The sequence below is a fragment of the Bradyrhizobium sp. 25ACV genome (genome assembly GCF_054863005.1).
The window spans coordinates 695,556-714,025 of record NZ_JAVAYO010000002.1 but is presented as its reverse complement, the minus strand read 5'-3'; the positions used below and the strand labels follow the sequence as shown (position 1 = coordinate 714,025).

Annotated in this window: 16 protein-coding genes and 1 riboswitch; of the genes, 3 read left to right on the top strand and 13 right to left on the bottom strand. The window is 59.5% G+C overall.

Features of this window, described 5'->3' with window-relative positions:
• Positions 1-256: 256 nt before the first annotated feature.
• The 10 genes from RAD04_RS07000 to RAD04_RS06955 form a co-directional block, all read right to left on the bottom strand.
• Positions 257-1,246 (bottom strand): isochorismatase family protein, encoded by a 990-nt coding sequence (locus RAD04_RS07000; protein WP_458183835.1) that lies wholly within the window; start codon positions 1,244-1,246, stop codon positions 257-259.
• Positions 1,243-1,443, bottom strand: coding sequence for a 2-hydroxymuconate tautomerase (locus RAD04_RS06995; protein ID WP_458183834.1), 201 nt, complete (start codon positions 1,441-1,443; stop codon positions 1,243-1,245). Before RAD04_RS06995 ends, RAD04_RS07000 begins: the two co-directional genes overlap by 4 nt.
• Positions 1,443-2,147, bottom strand: coding sequence for a resolvase (locus tag RAD04_RS06990; protein WP_458183833.1), 705 nt, complete (start codon positions 2,145-2,147; stop codon positions 1,443-1,445). Before RAD04_RS06990 ends, RAD04_RS06995 begins: the two co-directional genes overlap by 1 nt.
• Positions 2,126-3,472 carry a dihydroorotase gene (locus tag RAD04_RS06985; protein WP_461623149.1) on the bottom strand — a complete coding sequence of 449 codons (1,347 nt, stop codon included), beginning with the start codon at positions 3,470-3,472 and terminating at the stop codon, positions 2,126-2,128. Before RAD04_RS06985 ends, RAD04_RS06990 begins: the two co-directional genes overlap by 22 nt.
• Positions 3,469-4,359 (bottom strand): dipicolinate synthase subunit DpsA, encoded by an 891-nt coding sequence (locus tag RAD04_RS06980; protein WP_461623148.1) that lies wholly within the window; start codon positions 4,357-4,359, stop codon positions 3,469-3,471. Before RAD04_RS06980 ends, RAD04_RS06985 begins: the two co-directional genes overlap by 4 nt.
• Positions 4,356-5,444, bottom strand: coding sequence for an NAD/NADP octopine/nopaline dehydrogenase family protein (locus tag RAD04_RS06975; protein WP_461623147.1), 1,089 nt, complete (start codon positions 5,442-5,444; stop codon positions 4,356-4,358). The genes RAD04_RS06980 and RAD04_RS06975 overlap by 4 nt, the downstream gene beginning before the upstream one ends.
• 135 nt (positions 5,445-5,579) lie before the next feature.
• On the bottom strand, positions 5,580-6,845 hold the full coding sequence (locus tag RAD04_RS06970) for a D-amino acid dehydrogenase (RefSeq protein WP_461623146.1): 1,266 nt from the start codon (positions 6,843-6,845) through the stop codon (positions 5,580-5,582).
• 146 nt (positions 6,846-6,991) lie between these two features.
• Positions 6,992-7,094, bottom strand: a riboswitch (glycine riboswitch).
• A gap of 51 nt (positions 7,095-7,145) precedes the next feature.
• Positions 7,146-8,564 (bottom strand): amidohydrolase family protein, encoded by a 1,419-nt coding sequence (locus RAD04_RS06965; RefSeq protein WP_461623145.1) that lies wholly within the window; start codon positions 8,562-8,564, stop codon positions 7,146-7,148.
• Between the two features lie 140 nt (positions 8,565-8,704).
• A complete protein-coding gene (locus tag RAD04_RS06960) occupies positions 8,705-9,883 on the bottom strand; it encodes a M24 family metallopeptidase (protein WP_027544480.1) in 1,179 nt (392 codons plus the stop codon).
• 36 nt (positions 9,884-9,919) lie between these two features.
• Positions 9,920-11,080 carry a mandelate racemase/muconate lactonizing enzyme family protein gene (locus RAD04_RS06955; RefSeq protein ID WP_027544479.1) on the bottom strand — a complete coding sequence of 387 codons (1,161 nt, stop codon included), beginning with the start codon at positions 11,078-11,080 and terminating at the stop codon, positions 9,920-9,922.
• A gap of 69 nt (positions 11,081-11,149) precedes the next feature.
• Between RAD04_RS06955 and RAD04_RS06950 the strand changes: the two genes are divergently transcribed.
• Together RAD04_RS06950 and RAD04_RS06945 are read left to right on the top strand one after the other, a co-directional pair.
• Complete coding sequence (locus tag RAD04_RS06950) at positions 11,150-11,554, top strand: hypothetical protein (RefSeq protein ID WP_461623144.1); 405 nt, start codon at positions 11,150-11,152, stop codon at positions 11,552-11,554.
• Between the two features lie 213 nt (positions 11,555-11,767).
• On the top strand, positions 11,768-12,787 hold the full coding sequence (locus RAD04_RS06945) for an aromatic ring-hydroxylating dioxygenase subunit alpha (protein ID WP_234685007.1): 1,020 nt from the start codon (positions 11,768-11,770) through the stop codon (positions 12,785-12,787).
• Positions 12,788-13,115: 328 nt separating this feature from the next.
• Here RAD04_RS06945 and RAD04_RS06940 read toward each other — a convergent pair whose 3' ends face one another.
• The 3 genes from RAD04_RS06940 to RAD04_RS06930 form a co-directional block, all read right to left on the bottom strand.
• Positions 13,116-14,081: a PDR/VanB family oxidoreductase gene (locus tag RAD04_RS06940; protein ID WP_461623143.1), complete on the bottom strand. Its 966-nt coding sequence runs from the start codon at positions 14,079-14,081 to the stop codon at positions 13,116-13,118.
• A 182-nt stretch (positions 14,082-14,263) separates the two neighbouring features.
• A complete protein-coding gene (locus tag RAD04_RS06935) occupies positions 14,264-15,943 on the bottom strand; it encodes a methyl-accepting chemotaxis protein (protein WP_461623142.1) in 1,680 nt (559 codons plus the stop codon).
• Positions 15,944-16,284: 341 nt separating this feature from the next.
• Positions 16,285-17,268, bottom strand: a complete 984-nt coding sequence (locus RAD04_RS06930) for an ABC transporter substrate-binding protein (protein WP_458183825.1) — start codon at positions 17,266-17,268, stop codon at positions 16,285-16,287.
• Positions 17,269-17,491: 223 nt separating this feature from the next.
• Here RAD04_RS06930 and RAD04_RS06925 point away from each other — a divergent pair, with 223 nt between their 5' ends.
• Positions 17,492-18,415 carry a LysR family transcriptional regulator gene (locus RAD04_RS06925; protein ID WP_458183824.1) on the top strand — a complete coding sequence of 308 codons (924 nt, stop codon included), beginning with the start codon at positions 17,492-17,494 and terminating at the stop codon, positions 18,413-18,415.
• Positions 18,416-18,470: the final 55 nt, after the last annotated feature.

The window sequence follows — 18,470 nt, the reverse complement described above, 5'->3', positions numbered from 1 at the left end:
CTCCCGCCTCTCTTTTATTAGGGCGTCGCTCCGCGACTCCCGAGATACTCGAGGACACCGAGACCATTCTTCGAGAACGACTTCGCGGTCCACATCCTTGTGATCTCATATCGTGATCATTAGTGGATTTGGAAGTAAGCGGCAACCGCATCGTGAAGCAGTAGCGCCACAAATCGGCATCCTCAGGTTTCTTTGACCTGCCGATTGGCACAAGAGCGTTGCCTTGGGGCGGCTGTGCGGGCATGCACAGCCGCCCTTAGGCGGTTATGCCGACCTGATACAGCTCGACCTTGGTTCCATCCGGGTCGGCGATGTAGATCGTCAGCCCATATGGTCCGTCGTGCAACCCATTGTAGTAGTGCACGCCCGCCTTTTTCAACTTTGCATCGAGCGCCCGAACGTCGTTGACCTCAAAGGCGATGTGGTCGAGCTGGCGATGGTCGGCGGCCTTGCCATTGATCAGAGCAATGCCCTGGTGGAAGGCAACGAACGGCCGGCCATCCGCAAGCGGTTTGGCCGGCCTGATCGTGAAACCGAGCTGCTTGGTATAGAAGGCGACCGATTTGTCGATATCGTTGACCATGATGAGCTGGTGGCCGTAGTTTGTCACGCGCGGCTTCGCCTGTTCGCCGATCCAGTCGAGAATTTCTGAGGATGGCGCGATCTCGCAGAAGTACTGCTTCCAGACCTGCTTGGCGGTTGCTTCCCAATCGGCATTGACGCCCGATACGCAATCATCAACAGCGATCACATCAAAATCGCGGAGGTAGGCTTCGCGGATCGTCGTCTCAACGCAGGCATTTGTGGTTGCACCGGTGATGAACAAGTGCTGCGTCCCCAGCATCTTCAACATCATCTCCAGTCGAGTTTCGTAGAAGGCGCCGAAGCGGTGCTTGCGGATCACGAAGGAAGGATTGAACTCGGCCAACGGCTTGAGCTCTTCAATGATCTCTTCATCCCAGGTGCCGGCGAGCGCGGACACCTGCTTGCGCCGGGCGGTGTGACCAAGCAGCTTCTTTTTGGCGCGATTCTTGTCGACGGCAAAATGCTCCTGCATCGTCCAAATGACGGGGATGCCCGCCTCCTGACACTGCTTGATCAACTTTGCCAACGGCGGAACGATTGAGGAAAGGCGCTTGGTGTCGACACCGGAAATGCCGAGCGTGCCCTTTTCATGAATGAAGGCATTCTGAAGGTCGATGACCAGGAGCGCCGACTTGCGATAGTCGAGGGACTCTAAGCTCATTTCTTGTTTTCCTCCATATCGATACCCAGCACGCCGGCACGGCCCCAGCTATCCTTCGCTGTCTCATGGATCACCACATGCAGATGGTCGGGCTTGCAGGCAGCCTCTTCGACCATTGCCTTGGTGATGGCTTTTACAAGCCTGCGCTTCTGATCGACGGTGCGACCTTCCCACATTTCGACGACGACAAATGGCATTAGCTCTCTCCTTCCTTCTCGGCCCGCCGAGCGCCGGATGCCCAAGTGGGCGCGGCGGTCGCGAAGCCCGTAACCAGATCATTGCTCGCCCGATCGACACCGCTGAGTAGCCACAGCGGACGGTTGGTATAGTTGATCAAAACCTGCTCCTCCATGCATGCGCGGTGCGCAGAATGCCTCGGGTCTCGGTCGAAGTGACTTGTGGCCGGCATCAGCCGAATGACGTAGATTGGCTCAGACGGATTGAACATCTCGAGCACGTTCTTTTCGATGTCGTTCAGACCGATCGCCAGCAGTCCCGGATCAACTCGGCCAATGGGCAACAACACGATCGCCCCCGCGAAAGGCTCAACCGGCCAATAGCGACCTTCCCGCCCCTTGTGCAGGAAGTCGGCATAGCTGCGCACTTCCGTGAACAGCTCGCTGTCCCACAAGATGATGTCCTGCCCCAGGATGCCGCGCGCGGCATCGACGACACGTTGGCTCTCGCAGAGGTCCAGAAAGATCCAGGGGTCCGTCAAGCCGATCGCATGTCCCCATGGGTTGTGGATTCCGGACAATCTCTCCTGACGGACCGTGGTCTTGCGCGCTACGATACCGGCGACAGCTTCACTCACCGACATTTGGGCCGGCATGAGCGATTCTCGGCCTGCCAACTCCAGTTGGTGGAAGTCCATGCCACTCATGACGGCAGGGTCACGCATCGACCGCGACCGTAGTGGTTGTCAGCGACGGAACCGTTTTCATAGATAACGTCACCGCGCGCAACGGTCATCACCGGCCAACCCTTGAGCGTCCATCCCTCATAGATGCAGGTGCCCTTGCCGGTGTGCTTGACCGTGCGCTGCTCGTCGAGATCGACCAGCACAAGGTCCGCGTCGAAGCCAACGTCGATATGGCCCTTGCGCGGCCAGAGCCCGAAGCGTCGCGCAGGGTTGAAAGAGTTGAGCTCGACAAGCCGGGACAGCGGCAAACCGCGCTGATGAACGCCGAAATGAAGCATCAGCGACAGCTCCCAGGGAAAGCTCACCACACCTGGGAATTCGGTCCAAAGATCCTCCAGCTTCTTGGGCAGGAACGGCACGTGGTCCGTGCCGAGGCTGTAGACCGAGCCGTTCATGACGCCCTGCCAAAGCCCCTCGAGCTCGTTCCGGTCGCGCAACGGCGGCGATATCTTCGCCCGCATGTCGAGATCTTCGTCGTAGCACGTGCGGGTGAGGTAATGAGGACAGGTCTCGACCGTCACGCGGACGCCACGCGCCTGGGCCTCGGCGGCGAGTACCGGACCCATGCCGACGGAGGTGTGGACCAGATGAAGCGAGCAGCCGGTCTTCTCGGCAAGGAAGAGCATGCGACGGATGGTTTCCACTTCGCAGAAGGCCGGGCGGGATTCCGTGTATGCGCCGAGATCCTGACGGCCGGTGGCCGCGATCTCCTTTTTGATCCAGGATGCGATCTGGGTGTTCTCGCAGTGAACGTTGATCACACCGCCGGGAACCTTCGACAAGATGCGCATCGCGGCGTAGACCCAGCCGTCGGTCGCCGGCACGATGCCGATCGGATTGTCCGGCTCGTAGCCGAAATAGCATTTGAAGGATTTGACGCCGGTCTTGGCGATGACTTCCGGAATCTCGGCGATATGTTCCTCGCGCTGGATCCCGAAATGAAAGCCGAAGTCGATGACCGAGTTCTCCTCGCCGATCGCTTTGCGCTCCGCGTAGAACGGCAGATAGGACTCCTTGAGATTGCGGATATAGAGCAGCGCCGTCGTCACGCCGCCGGAGGCCGCGGCGGCTGTCTCGGTGCGCATGTCCTCAGCGAAGGGAAACTTCACGCCCAGATGGCAGTGCGGGTCGATCAAGCCCGGCATCAACACCCGCCCCTCGGCGTCGATGGTGCGCTTGGCCTCCGGAAAAACTTCGTCAGCACCGGTCAGGACGATCTTGCCGTCCTTCACCGCAACACCGCCGTGGAATTCTCCGTCGTGGCGAACCACTCGCGCGTTCTTTATGACCAGATCCGCCTTCATTGTCTTTGCTCCAGTATTCCCTCGATACGCCGGCTGATGCCGGTCCACTGGCTGCGGCCGACGGTGATCGGTGCACGGGCGCCCATGCCGCGCGCCCAGATGGCCTTCAGCCCAAGTTCCGCTGCGGCATCCCGGTCGATCGTTCCGGGAGGCGCGGCGACGTCGACCAGCAGCGCGTGTTTGGGCAGCAGAACCAATTGGTCGCGCTCGAGCAATCGCTTTGGAGCGCTGCCGATAACGATGTCCATGCGAGGCAGACTTGCAGGCAATTGTTCGAGCGTCAGCGCCTCGGCGCCTGTCGCGTGGGCGGCTGCGCGCTGAACCGGGTTGCGCGCAGCGACGTGAACATGAGCCCCGAGCCCAACCAGCGTCCGCGTCAGAAGCGAGCCGATGGTGCCTTGGCCAACCAGGCAAATGTTGGACTTGTGGATGGTGATCTGCGTGTTCTCGATGATCACCTTCAATACCCCCTCGACGATCGCCGGCCCGCGCAACAGCATGAGGTCGACGTCCCATTCGTACTCGTGCAGCGCGATGCCAAGCGCCTTGCAATGGGCCTTTAGATTGTCGTCTGCCCAACCGAGTATGATGTTGCCGGGCCGCCTCATGCCGGCCAACTTCTCGCGCGTCGGAATGATCTTTTGCGGACACTTTGGCGCAAAGAGTGCGCCCTCCGCGCTGATGCCCGGAATCGGAAACAGCGCTATGTCGGCGCCCTTCAATGCGTCGGCTGCATCGGCAGCATGATAGACACCTTCGATGCCCCCGTCAGGCCAGGGGAAACCGTAGGCTCGAACGGCGGCTCCAGCCCGCACGGCACAGCGAGCGATCTCCTGTTCACGCGCGTCGCCGGCTACGATTGCGATGACCGTATTCTGCCAACTCATGGGGCCCTTACCTTCTCAATGAGCTGATCCCTGGACATGCCGGTGATGCCCATTGCTTCTGCAGTCCGCCCACCGATCCGATAGTCCGTTCCGACCGCAGCCTGCGCCAGGCGATAGAGCGATGTCGCGACGGGCACGTTGACGTTGGCGATCTGCGCAAACTCCAGGAAGGGTAGCAGGCCGTGGCCGAAATCCTCCTTGTAGTAGCGATATTCGAGCGAGTCCGGCCCCTTGATACGACGATTGGCCTCACCGCCCGCGATTGCCGCGCGGTAATCGGTAACGTCAACCACGTCAGCCTCCACCGTGCCGAGCAACTTCATCTCTTCAATCAAATTCGGCAATTCATGCCCGAATGCCCGGGCGACCGCCAAGCGCTCGTCGTCCAATTGCCGCATGACCCGGGCGACCCCGGGCGTCATGGCATCGACATAGAAAGTGAAGTTGCCGCCGGTCGCCTCGACCCAGGCGGCTCCCAGCACCGCGCCGGGGGGATGCAGGACCATGTTCACGTTGGAGAGGTCGGAGGCGATAACGTCACGAACGGGCGTGACGCCTGGATACAATTTTGCAGCAATCTCCAGCGCCTCCGCTCCTCCCCTGAGAGCGGCAGCCTTCAGTTGCTTCGCCCGACCGCTAATGGTGACGCCGTCAGGACGATATTTGCGCGCGACGTACGTAAGGGTCGAGAACTCAACCACCGGCGGCACTGACCGCCCGGTGCGGGAATAGGCCTCGGCGAATTCCAGCGCCCCGCCGGTGTGGCCGGGGTTAAGCACGACCGGTTTGTTCGACGGCCAACCGACTGCTGCGAGTGCGTTGGCTATGGCCGAGTGCGAGAAAGTCGGCAGGACCACGACCGCCACGTCGACTCCGGAGATGGCCGACTTGAGATCCGTCGAAATCAGGGTAGGCTTTGCAACTCCTTCGCCGAGCTTGCCGTCGAATGCAACGCCGCCGAGCTTGATGTGCGGTTCAAGCGTTTCGGCCGAACGCGCCCAGAAATGAACGGAGTGGCCTGCGAGAACCAATTCTGCGACCGAAGCCGCGCCCCCTGCTCCTCCTCCGAGTACCGCAACCTTCATTCTTTTCTCCGCAGATCGAAGCGCAAATCGCGCCACCCGAGAGCCAGCTTTGATCACAGTTTATGATCACAACTGTGATTGTCAAGCCGAAGAATTGCTCGCCCGCCGCATGCGAGCAATCCATGATCGGATGGCCTACGTTGCCAGTCGGAGGCGATCCGTGATGCCAAGTTCGAACTCGGTGGCAAGGCAATCGGCAACCATCTCTGCGGTTGCGGCCGAGAGCGTCCACCCCAGGTGGCCGTGGCCAGTGTTGTAGAAAACGCCCGGTATCCTTCCCCTGCCGACCCGCGGCATCATGTTCGGCATCATCGGACGCAACCCGGCCCAGGACACGACGCGGTTGGTATCGACCGAAGGAAACAGCGTTCGCGTCCAGTCAACCAGCGGCTTGATGCGGTCTTGGCGAATGTCGCGGTTCATGCCGTTGAACTCTGCCGTTCCGGCGACGCGAAAGCGCGCAGCGCCCAATCGACTGGTAACGATCTTGGCGCCATCATCGAGCAGGCTGACCCAAGGCGCAGCTTTCTGGCTCTGCTCGTCGTCAAGGTGCACGGTGATCGAATAGCCCTTGACAGGGTAAACGTTGAGCCGGTCGCCGAGCATCGCCGCGAGGTCGCGGCTTGCGGGACCGGCGCATATGACGACACTGTCGGCATCGATCTCATTGACACGAGCGCCGCCTGAAGGCTCGTCACACCCATACTGGATGCGGAAAACTTCGTCCCGAGCGATCTGCCTCACAGTGGCGTCAAAGACGAAACGCACGCCACGTCTCTCGCATGCCTTGGCGAGACCGCAAACGAACTTGTGGATGTCTCCGGTGGAATCCGACGGGGTATAGAAACCTCCGAAGAAGTCGCCATGCAGCGTCGGCTCGATCGACTTCACCTCTGCGGCCGTCACTGGACGACGGTCCAGGCCCCCCTCCACGAGAATGGTATTGACCTTCAGCGCGTGTTGGAAACTCTGCTTATCCCGATAGAAGTGAAGGATGCCGCGCCGCTCGTGGTCGAAGTCGATGCCCTCGCGCTCGGCAATGGCGAAGAGATGCTTGCGTGCGGCGATGGCAAGCCGTGTGGTCTCAATTGTGTTGTCGCGATAGTTCTTGATGTTGAAGATGAATTCGCCAAGCCAGGAATATTTGTGCCAGGTCGGCGCTGGATTCATGAGGAGCGGTGCATCGCGCCTCAACATCCAACTCACTCCCTTGAAGACGGTCGACCAGCTATTCCAGACCTCCGCATTGCTTGCGGAAAGTTGGCCGCCATTGGCGAACGATGTCTCCATGCCCGCGTAGCGCTGACGCTCGATCACCGTAACGGTATGGCCGCGGTTGAGAAGGGCATAGGCGGTGGTGACGCCGGTGATACCGGCGCCGATGACGACAACATGTGGCATTTCACTCTCCGCGATCGAAGTTGGGAGCGGGCCGAGGCCCGCGGTTTGTCCCCAATCTGTCGCTGTACCTGAGAGATTAACCGCCACGGCTCGGCCGGTACGGTGGTCCCCTTCGGTGGACACTCGAAGTGCCACTCTCCAGATCGTTCAGCTGCATGGTCCCTTTTGCCTGAGAGTTTCCTGGGGGTTGCTCCTTCGGCGCCGGCCAACACCGTCACGACGGCGACCGATCTCTCCCATGCAGCCTATTGAACGCGATAGGTTCTTCTCTCCTGCGCCTCCGCAGCTAGAGCCGGCTCGTTAATTGCCGACGTCGTAAAGAGTCGTGGTCGTCTCGACCGCTTCGTCATGCAGACCAGCGCGCTCGACCGCCGCAGCAGCCAGTTGCCGGGCTTTGCGCCGAATCTGCGGCTCGTCAACCCCCTGCACCTTGCCGTCGACATATGACGGCTTCCCATCGACCCAAGTCTGCACGATCGAAGCGGTCGATGCAGAGAATACCAAAGCTTGCAGTGGATCGTAGAACGGCGTCCATTCGACGTGGTCCAGGTCGAAGAGGACGAAATCGGCCTTCTTGCCGATTTCCAGCGAACCGATCTCGTCGTCCCACATCAACGCCTTCGCACCTTCGATGGTCGCGGCGCGTAGTGCTTGTCGTGCAGTGAATATGTCCGGTTGCAAGCGGGCGTCCTTGAACATGCCGGCGACGAGCAGCATTTGCCGCATCAGGTTCATGTTGCCGGCCGCCGACACGCCATCGGTGCCGAGGCCGACTTTAACGCCGGCCTTCACCATCTCCGGATATTTGCCGATCGCGGTTGCACCCTTCCCCAACTTGAATGACGAGCACGGGCAGAAGGCGACGCTGGCGCCACGCTCGGCGAGCAGACGGACCTCTTCGTCGGAAACGGCCGCGCCGTGAGCGATGACCAGGTTCTTTCCTATGCCTCCGGCCCGATCGATACGCGTGATGGGCCAGCAGCCATATTTTTTCTCGCAAACCCTCGCCTCCTCGATCGAGGTTGCGAGATGATAGGTCGTGCCGACGCCCAACCTCTCAGCCAGTTTCACCGCTCCAACGTGGAGTTCGAGGCTACACGGCTCCTTGCCTTCGATATTGACCCAGCAACGCGCACGGCCGTCGAGGGCGCCGTTGTAGCGAACGACACAATCCTCGAGCACCTTGAGTGCGGCCTCGGCGTTCGGGAAGAAATGATGATCCACCATTTCCTGGGTCCATCCGCGGGGGAGCTCGGGCGGTGGATTGTCGGCCGCGTGCCGCCCGGTGATGCCGCGAATGCTGACCTTTTCCATCGCGCGAACGACGATGCCGGGATCGTATTGCGATCCCATGTCGAGAAAACACGTGGTGCCACAACGCAGCATCTCGGTGATGCCCAGCAGCGCACCCCAATATTCGTCTTCTTCGGTGATGTGAGCGTAAAAGGGCTTAGCCCAGTGGAACACCCAGGCCCGGGTGTTGAGATTGTCCGGGAAGACTGCGCGCGACAGCGTCTCCGAAAGATGAACGTGGCTGTCGACGAAGCCCGGGCAGACACCGAGCATCCTGCCATCGATCACCTTGTCAAAAGTGACGCTTTTTTGCCGCGCGGCCACGTCATCGGCCGGACCGATATCCGAGATGCGGTCGTTCTCGACCACGAGACTGGCGTTGCGCACGACCGTGTCGTTCTTGTCGACCGTGAAGGCGAAGTTCAAGTCCTTGATTAGCGTGCGCATGCCTCTTCACCCAATTCTCTGCCATCACGACCGCCCCACCTGACTGCCGCACCATAACGCCGGGCAGTTTCGTGCGACCTTTAACCAAGCGAACAGCTCCTCTTCGCTTGGAGCCTCCGTCAAGCGACGGCGGCCCTGCGCACGGCCCCGCTTTTCCTGGCCGTACCCACGGGAATCAACCGGTCGGTGTCGGCATAGTCGGAAAGCAGTTCCGACCCATTGGCGGTCACCAGCAGCATATCCTTGTTCTGCATGCCGAAGCCATGGCCGGTGTCATAGCAAAGCGGCTCGAAACCAAGCACCATGTTCGCCTCGAGCGGCGCGTCGGTGCCCGGCTTGCCCAGCACCGGCGTCAGTCCAAGGTAGGGATCTTCGTGCAGGTGCAGGCCAATACCGTGGCCCACGAACGAGATCGGCGGCAGATCGAGCTTGGCGAGCTTCGCAATGAACGCATCGTAGATATTGCGACAGCTCGCGCCCGGCTTCACTTTCTCCATGATTTCGTATTTGCATTCGACCAGATGCGCCCAGATCTTCTCGGCCATGGGCGGTGCCTCGCCGACGATCGCGGTTCGGCAGACGCCAGCCTGATACCCGTCGATGACGGAGAATATCTCCACGCGGCAGACGTCCCCCCGCTTCAAGACGCGCTCCGACGGGCCGACGTTGGGCAAGACGCTGCGCTCGCCGGTCGCCACGATCATCAGCTTGAAGTGATCGGCGCCGAGAGCATAGACATTGCGGGTCAGGTGGCCGGCGATGTCCATTTCGGAATTGCCCTCGTCGACCACAGAGAGAGTATCGGTAATGGCCTGGTCGGCAATACGGGAAAGTTTGCGCAAAAGCGCAATCTCCTCCGAGGTCTTGATTTGGCGAAGTCGCGCCAGGATCGGCTCGGCACGCTCGAACTTTGCGGCCGGCATGGCCGCGAGCAGCCGGGCAAAATCCCCCGCCGGCAGGTAGTCCATTTCGAGTCCAATGCGAGCCTGAGCAAGTCCGAGCCCCGCGAGTTGATCGGCGAGCACAAGCATGGGATCGTCTGAGAATTCCGCCCAGATGCGCGTCGGCACGTCCGGCTGGCGACGCTTGATCGTCGATGCCTCCATATCGACGCCGAACAATGCCGAGCGGCCGTCGGCAGTGACGATGGTCATTGCATGGCGGTGACGGATGAGTGGTTGCGAGGGGACCACGAACCCCGCAGTATACGAAAAATTTTCAGGCGAAGAGCAGATGATGGCATCCAGCCCATGCTGAGACATTGACTTGACTTGTTTCGCGACGATTTCCGCCCGCATGACCGCTCCTGTTTTTCCAACTTCTTTGCTGCGCGCTTAATCTCGCACGCGGTACTTTTCGATCTTCGTCTGGTCGACCTCGATACCCATTCCCGGTCCGGATGGCACGACGATTGCGCCATCTGCGACCTTCATGGGTTCTACGAGCAGATCGTCCTTGTAGTAGATGCCGGCAACCTGACCGTGCTGGAACTCCGCCGGCGTCGAAATCGGAATGACGCAGGACAGGGTCACGGAGGGTGAGGCTGCGGCGAGTTGGACGTTGGCGAGATTCCCGATCCCGGTCTCGATCGACCCGTTGACGTTACAGATGATGCCGGCCGCCCGGCACACCGCCCCGACCTCCATGGCTTTGTAGAGACCACCAGCCTTTGTCGTGTAGATGGACACGATTTGGATGCCGCCGGACCGAACGATCTGGATCGAATCATGCGCATTCCAGGCCGACTCGTCGGCCATGACGGGTGCGTCGATGCGGCGACCAACCTCGGCAATGCGCTCGATGCCCATGACGGGCTGCTCGACATATTTCAGTCGATTCTTCTCCATCCGACGAACGACTTGAACGGCCTCGCCAGGCGTCTTGTAGCCTTCGTTGGCGTCCACGCAGATTTCGACGGCATTGCCGGCGACTTCGCGAACGGCATCGACCATCGCAACGTCGCGATCCGGATCGACCCCGATCTTCACCTTGATGGTTCGCACCCCCTCCTGGACCAGCTTTGCGACCTCAACGCGAGCCTCTTCGATCGAGATCAAGCCGATCGAATGGGTAACGGGCACACGATCGCGCGCTTTGCCGCCGAGCAGGGTACTGACGGGAACATCGAGCCAACGACCGGCAAGGTCATAGGCGGCGAACTCGACGGCAGCCTTGGAATAGGGGTAGCCCCTGATGACCGCGTCCATTCGTGCATGCAGTTCGGCGATATTACCGAGCTCGACGCCGACAATCGCGGGAGCCAGATACGTGTCGATCACGACACGCGTGATCAAAGCGGATTCGCCGAAATACCGACCGAACTCGCCACCCCAGTCCTTGAGAGCTGGCGCTTCGCCCCAACCAACGCGACCGTCGCTGTCGGTCATCTTGACGATGACGTATCGGCCGATCACCTCGGTCAGACCTGCCCATTTGTGCTCGCGCCGCGTCGGCAATTGGACAATCAACGTTTCGACGGATTTGATCGTGGGCAAATGGGCCTGCCTTATTTCGTTTGGGTTTCGCGCTCAGTTTGCTATGGGTCGAAACCAAGATCATCTATCGTGATCACACTTTATGATCATAATATGGGCCGGTCAAGTGTCGTAGCGGCATCGCGGATTGCGCGGGTGCTGAAGACCCGCGGGTCAGAGGAGGAAAAATTGACGATCGTCGAAGCAACAAACTACTTCGCCAAGCAGGATCAGGCGCCGGTAGTGCTCCAACAGCGCCGCCAGGCAAGCGGCATCCGGCGCGAACTCGGCCTGGAGCCCGGCGAAATCCTTGTCTTGCGTGAGGGAAATGGACCCGACGTCAGATGGGAGTGCAGATTTCCCTCTCGCGCAGCATACGAGGCCGATATGGCAGCTCGAGCCGGCTCAGAGGCGTTTGTTCAAGCACGCCGGGTGATGCACACGCTGGTGGAACGGTTCGAGCGACACGTCTATGAAGTCGACGACAGCCGCTAAGATGCCGGGGATCCACGCGCCTCAGCGTTAGCGAGGATGCAGAGCCCATTGGCGGATCTCGATCTCCCCTCCTTGGCATCGTGAAGGGCCGCTCAATCGGCGAACTATCGGAGATCCCGATAGTTTGCATTGAAAATGCTGATTTTTAAAACCGCTCTAATGGTGAGAGTTTCCTCCGACAGCCGTCCGACAGAACGGAGCAAAGAGGAGCCAATGTCATTCATCCAGAACACCTGGTACGCCGCGGCATGGTCGCGTGAAATCACACGCAGCTTGCTGTCACGAACCATCGCCAACGAGAGCATTGTCTTCTACCGCAAGGAAGCCGGAGATGTCGCCGCGCTTACTGATCGGTGCCCGCATCGCTTTGTCCCGCTTCACCTCGGGAAGCTCAAAGGCGACATCGTCGAGTGCGCCTACCACGGACTGTGCTTCGATCCGAGCGGCGCATGTACCCTCAATCCACATGGCGATGGCGCGATCCCGAGGGCAGCCAAAGTCAAGAGCTACAAGGTCGTGGAGAAACATGACGTCGCGTGGGTTTGGCTTGGAGACGCAAGCAAGGCCGACGAGTCCTTGATCGCGGACTTCAGTGTTCTGACAAACCCGAAGTTTCGCACGGTCAGTAGCTACCTCCACGTCCAGGCAAATTATCAGCTGGTTTCTGACAACCTGCTCGATTTGAGCCATGGGCAGTACCTTCATCCGATGTTCAAGAATGCGGAGGGGCCGCCCAAATTCGAGGCCGAAAAGGAACCGCAACCCAATGAAGTCTGGGCGAAATTCTCGCGTCCTAATCAACTGCCGAACAAGTATTTTCAGATGCTGGGGTTTCCAGGGGACCAGCGTGGCGACCATCGCAACTTCATGCGTTGGAACGCTCCCTCGCTCCTTCTGCTTGACGTCGGCATGACGGGCGTCAACAGGCCGGTAGAAGAAGGCCTTTCAATTCCAACGTCTCACCTGCTCACTCCGGAAACAGAAACGTCGACACATTACTTCTGGGCTATGTCGCGCGATTTCCGCCAGGATGAAGATGACCTCAGCCAAGAATTGCTAAAGGCCGGCGTGGCTCTCTTCGACGACGAAGACAAGCCGGTCATCGAGGCTCAGCAGCGCATGGTGAACACCCAGGACTTGATGTCGCTCAAGCCCGTTCTTCTACAGACCGACGGCCCGGCGGTCAGGGCACGGCGGATCGTGGAGGCTCAGCTCAAAGCCGAGCAGTCGTAAGGCATAGCGTTTGACACCTGATCGCCAGACAAAGGGCGACGAGTTTCTCAAGCTACTCAGCAAGCAAGGTCGATCGTTTCCGCTGGCAGACCGGGCGTCTGCCCCTCCCTGACTTGGCCGCCGCATCAGATCGGCGGCTTTTTTTTTGCATCGCGCAGCGTGAGAGCCAGCTTACTGTGGCAAGGGCGGGCCATGCGGGCGTCTGTTACAGTTGAACTGACACCTCACTATCAGCGCCAAATGCGCCATGTGCGGCTGCCATATCGGCCGGTCATCGAAGGGTACGATGGCGCAGGCGGATTGACTCGAACGCGCGATCCGGACTCGGCTAGACGTCGAGAATCAGTTCCTCGGACAAAGACCGAGAACAACAAATTGCGATCCTGTCGTTCATTTGTTTCTCGGCGTCGGTCTGAAAGGAATCCCTGTGCTCAGGTCGTCCCGCGAGGACTCTCGTAAGGCACGTTCCACAGATTCCCTGTTCGCAGGAAAGCTCGACGCTAATTCCATTCTCCTCGAGGACCGATGCGATCGATTTGTCGCCGGGCACAACAAGTCGTTGGCCGCTTCGTGAAGCCACAACCGTGAACGACGCCCCGCCCTTCACGTCGCCAGCGGAGAAGCTTTCGGTGTGAATCCTCTCCTCAAGGCAGCCAGCCCTTCTCGCGGCAGAGACCGCAAAGTCTATGAAGCCTCTCGGTCCACATATGTAGATGCTCGTGCTGGAGCATACTCCGTTGAGATCCATGTCCGGCTGAAATCGCTGCTCCACCGGCCCGTCGTCAACGTGGAGCCGAAATCGGCCTGCGAACGGCGAGGCGGCGATTTCATCGACGAAGGGTGCACGATCCCGGGTCCGAACGCACAGGTGGAAGTCGAAATCGTTGCCGATCGTCTGAAGCCGATAGGCCATCGAGAGCAGCGGAGTGATTCCGATTCCCCCGGCGAGGAGGATCGCGCGCCCGCCATCCTCAACAAGCCCGAAATTGTTGCGCGGCCGTCCTATCTTAACGATCATTCCCTCGCGAAAGGTCTCGTGGATCGCCCTGGATCCCCCTCTCGAGCCCGGGTCGTTGAGTATTGCAAGTCTGTAATAGCCTGACTGGGAGGGGTCATTGCAAACAGAATACTGCCGAACGATCTTGTCGGAGACATGGACATCAACATGCGATCCGGCAGAAGCAGGCGGGAGTTCATTTGACGTTGCGGATTCGAGCTCGATGCTCACTATATCGCAAGCAACGTAGTGGACCCTGCGTATCCTTGTTTCCATCGTATGTCCTGGATCGACCATCGTTCAAATCCGACGCATGCCATGAGCGACTTGCCCGCCATCGCCGCAATACCGCCTATGGGCTGGATGTTATTCAATTCCGGAACAGCGCGGAAATCGGTTTCCTGGAGCCCAACTATCGGCCCGATCGATAGTACACCCGAAGCACCGCGGAGATACTCCGCTCGCTGCCTTCAGCGAGCCTATGCGCCTCGAATGTTGGCAACGAGGCGTTCAACGTCGACAAGCAGGCCTGCAGACTGCTTACTGAGGTCCTCGGCCGAACGGGACACGAGTTGCGCCGCTGCGCCGGTTTCGCCTGCCATTCGATTGACGCGAACGATGTTATCCGAGACCTGGTTGGTGCCGCGTGCCGCTTCCTGTATGTTGCGCGCGATCTGGCCAGTCGCAAGGCCCTGCTGCTGAATGGCCGCGGCGATAGCCACCGTGATCTCGTTGATCGAGACGATCGTGCTACCGATACCCTCGATGGCCTCGACGGCCTCCGTGGTCGCGACCTGCATGGCTTCTATCTGCGCGGAGATTGCCTCAGTCGCCTTGGCTGTTTGGCCTGCGAGCGACTTTACCTCGTTGGCCACCACCGCGAAGCCGCTACCAGCGTCTCCAGCACGAGCGGCCTCAATAGTTGCGTTGAGAGCCAGAAGATCAGTCTGACCGGCAATATTGGTGATCAATTTCACGACATCCCCGATCTTCTGCGCCGCAGACGACAACCCATGCACGACCTCGTTCGTGCGTTTGGCTTCATCCATGGCCTTTGAAGCAATCGTGGTCGATTGATCCACCTGGCGACCGATCTCATGAACGGATGCGGAAAGCTGCTCCGTTGCGGCAGCGACTGTCTGCACATTGGCGGAGGTTTGCTCTGCGGCTGCCGCGACAGTCGTCGCCTGTTCGGTCGCCTCCTCCGATGACGTCGACATGCGCTGCGACGTGATATGCATTTCGCGCGCGGCCTTGGCGAGCGTATCCAGCGATCTCCTGACCTCGCTTTCGAATTCATCGGCCGTTTTGGTGATGAACAGCCTCTTCTCAGCTTCGCTCTGCTGTCTCAACTCATCCTGAGCGTGGCGCAAACGAATGGTCTCGGTCATGCTCTCCTTGAAAACCTGGACGGATCTGGCCATTGCGCCAATTTCGTCTTTTCTGTCCTGAGCGGGAATTGTCACCTCGGTTCCCCCGCTCGAGAGCTTGAGCATCGCCGTCGTCATCGCCGCGATAGGGTTGGCCACGTTGCGGCTGATCAGGAGAGATACTCCGGCCACGAGCAAGAGGATGAAGAAGACGATCCCTCCCAGGCGGCGCGCTTCTGTCCAGAAAATTTGATCGATATCGTCGATATAAAGGGCGCTGGTCAGAACCCACCCGTATATTGGCACTTCAGTGGCGTAAGTCAGGGTCTGCACCGGCTCGCTACCGCCGGGGCGCGGGAAGCTGAAAGTCACGAAACCGCCGCCGCGGGCAGCGGCTGCGACCGCATCACGAAAGAAGTAGACGCCATTTGCGTCTTTCGTTTGCGTCATATCTTTGCCCTCGACGGCCTGCTTGGGATGCACTTCGAGGATGCCTTCTTTGGTCGCGGCGTAGAAGGCGTTGTCCTTGTCGTAACGCAGCATGCGAAGCAGCGCTCTCGATCGTTCACGCGCCTCCAGTTCTGACAGGCCGGTTTTGCGCCCGGCTTGGTAGTCGGCTTCGATCGCGGAGCGAGCGAGCAGGACCAGCTCCTTCACCTTCGCCTTTCTATCCGCGAGCAAGGTATTCTTCAGGGTCGATAGGCCGATGCCGGCGGTGCCGACCATCCCGGGAATTGACAACAAGACGACGATCAAGAGCTTGGTGGAGATGCGAAGAGATCCGAACATGTAACCATTCTTCCCGCGCTGGCAGAGCTGAGAGCCCATACGTTCAGGAGTTCGCTGTTGACGTCGCATGCCGCACGATCATTCGCGGCTGCCTTGAGGACACTGACGCTCGCACGGCCTGAGCGAGCAAAACATTCGCTCTTCTCCGGCACCCGACTATGCACCTGCGTAGGTGAAGGCGGACCTGGGTGGACACATCCAAGGACGAAATCCACGACGACCCACAGCGCTTCGCCTCGCCCACGACAGTCACGCCATGCCGGTCGGCTCGAAGAGACGGCGGGACCGCAACAGAAGTTTGAGTAGCTGTATATCGATCGTCGCCACCGACCTGGCGTGAGCTACTTCTTGAGTAGATCGTTGGTGTAGAAGTCTGTAACCGGCTTGTTCGGGTCGGTACTCTCGGTTGCGGACATCAATTTCAACGCGTCCGATATCGTTTTGTCGCTGATCCAGCCGGCTGGCCGACCCTTCTCGAAATTCAGCGTGGCTGAAGTTGCAACGATCTGCGCTTTGATCAGCTCGTCCGAGGGAGCCGCGCTCCAAGCGCTTTTCAGCGCGGCCGTCGCTGCCGCCGGCTCTGACTTGGTCAACTCGATTGCCTCCTCGGTCGCGGCGAGGAAGCGCCTGAGCGGTTCAGATTTTTCGGCGATTCCCTTGTCGCTCACCACGACGGCAAGCCCAGGTACGCCGAGGCCGAACTTCGGCATGTCCAACACAGGAAATTTTGTGCCACTTCGCTCTTCGATAAGGGGCAGATCAACATTGGTATAAACGCTGATGAGATCGACGCGCCTTTGCATGAATTGGGGAAATTTCACCTGCGGGTCGACTTGAACCTTACTGATCTTGTCGCAGTTGATTTTGTTGATCGCGCAGAAGACGTCCAGATAGGTCGTGGCAGGGTCTCCGACGGAGATCGCAAGCGACTTGCCTTCCATCTGCGCCGGTGTTGTCACGGCCTTGTCGGGCCACGAAATGAGGGCGAAGGGCGCTCGCTCCTGATAAATCGCCGCGAGTTTGACCGGCATTCCTTTTCCGATTGCCGAGATGGCAAATATGGCGGGAACGACCACGACATCTTCATTGCCGCGTACAAGACCTCCGAGAGCTGCTTGTGCACCGGCGCCTTCTCCGAGAACGATATCGATTCCCTTCTTTTGGTAGAGGCCCCTCTCTTTACCCAGATAGAGGAAGCCATACTCGCCCTTTAGCTTCCAGCTAAACCGGACGTTCACAGTGTCCAGGGCGGACGCTGTCGTTGTCCAGAACGAGGCGGCGATCGCGACCGCAAGAACCCCAAAAACTTGGTGCAGTTTTGGCATAAGTCCCTCCTCTTCTGGTCTCTGCGGGCAAGTGCCCGTGACCGAAACAACCCCGATAAATTTGATCTCGTATTGTGATCACATAAGACTTAATGTCAAGCGGCTTACCCGCCCGGGCCAAGCACAAACGCCCCAGTCGCCAAATGCGCCTCGGGTACACTCGTGCCAGGGAAGGGAGCGAAAGGGCTCCCGACAGACCATGGAAACTTCGAAGAGACCACCCATGCGGTTCCGGCACCTCGACATGAATCTGCTCGTCGCCTTGGACGCGATCCTGACCCATCAAAACATATCGCGGGCGGCCGAGCGACTGCTGCTCAGCCAGTCGGCGACCAGCGGGATTCTATCCAGGCTGCGCCAGCACTTCGAAGACGAGTTGCTGGTTCGGAACGGCCGCCGAATGGCTCTCACCCCTCTCGCAGAGGAATTGGTGGCACCGCTCCGCGCCATCCTGACCGAAACGGAAAAACTCTTGGCAATGCGAACCTCGTTCGACCCAGCAACCTCCGAGCGACATTTTACGATCGCGTGCTCTGACTATGTCTGGGCAACTCTTATCGTCGATATCCTTGCCGCATTGCGCGCTGTCGCCCCATCGGTCAACATATTCTACCAAGGCCCAAGCACCCGCTTTTTTCGCACCGAGATCGATTTCCTGATCGTTCCGGATCGATTCATGCTGGAAGATTGTCCGTTCGCCGCCCTCCCTTCGATTAGCTACGAATGTATCGTATGGAAGGAGAACGAAAGCGTCGGGGATAGCTTGACGCTCGAACAGTTTCTCGAGATGCGTCATGCGCAGGCCTATAGCGAGCGAGCGACGTTCATAGAAGCTTGGTTCTTCAAGCAATTTGGCCGCGCTCCACAGGCCGGGATAACGGCACCAAGCTTCACCCTGCTTCCGCAAGCGCTTATCGGGACCCAGTTCCTGGCGCTCATCCCTGCGGACCTGGCAGATCGGGCATCGGCCACGCTGCCGATAAGGAAAGTGGAAGCTCCCATATCCCTCCCCCTCATGACCGACGTTCTTCAGTGGCGCATCTCGCATGAACGAGATCCCGGGCTGCAGTGGCTGCGAACCCTCATTCTCGACGTTGCCCATCGACGACGGAATTCCCGACAGATTGGCTTCCCGGTTGCGGGGTGAAGATGCAGCGGGTCTCGACCAGCGGCGCTGTTACGCCGAACGCGTCGCGGGTCGG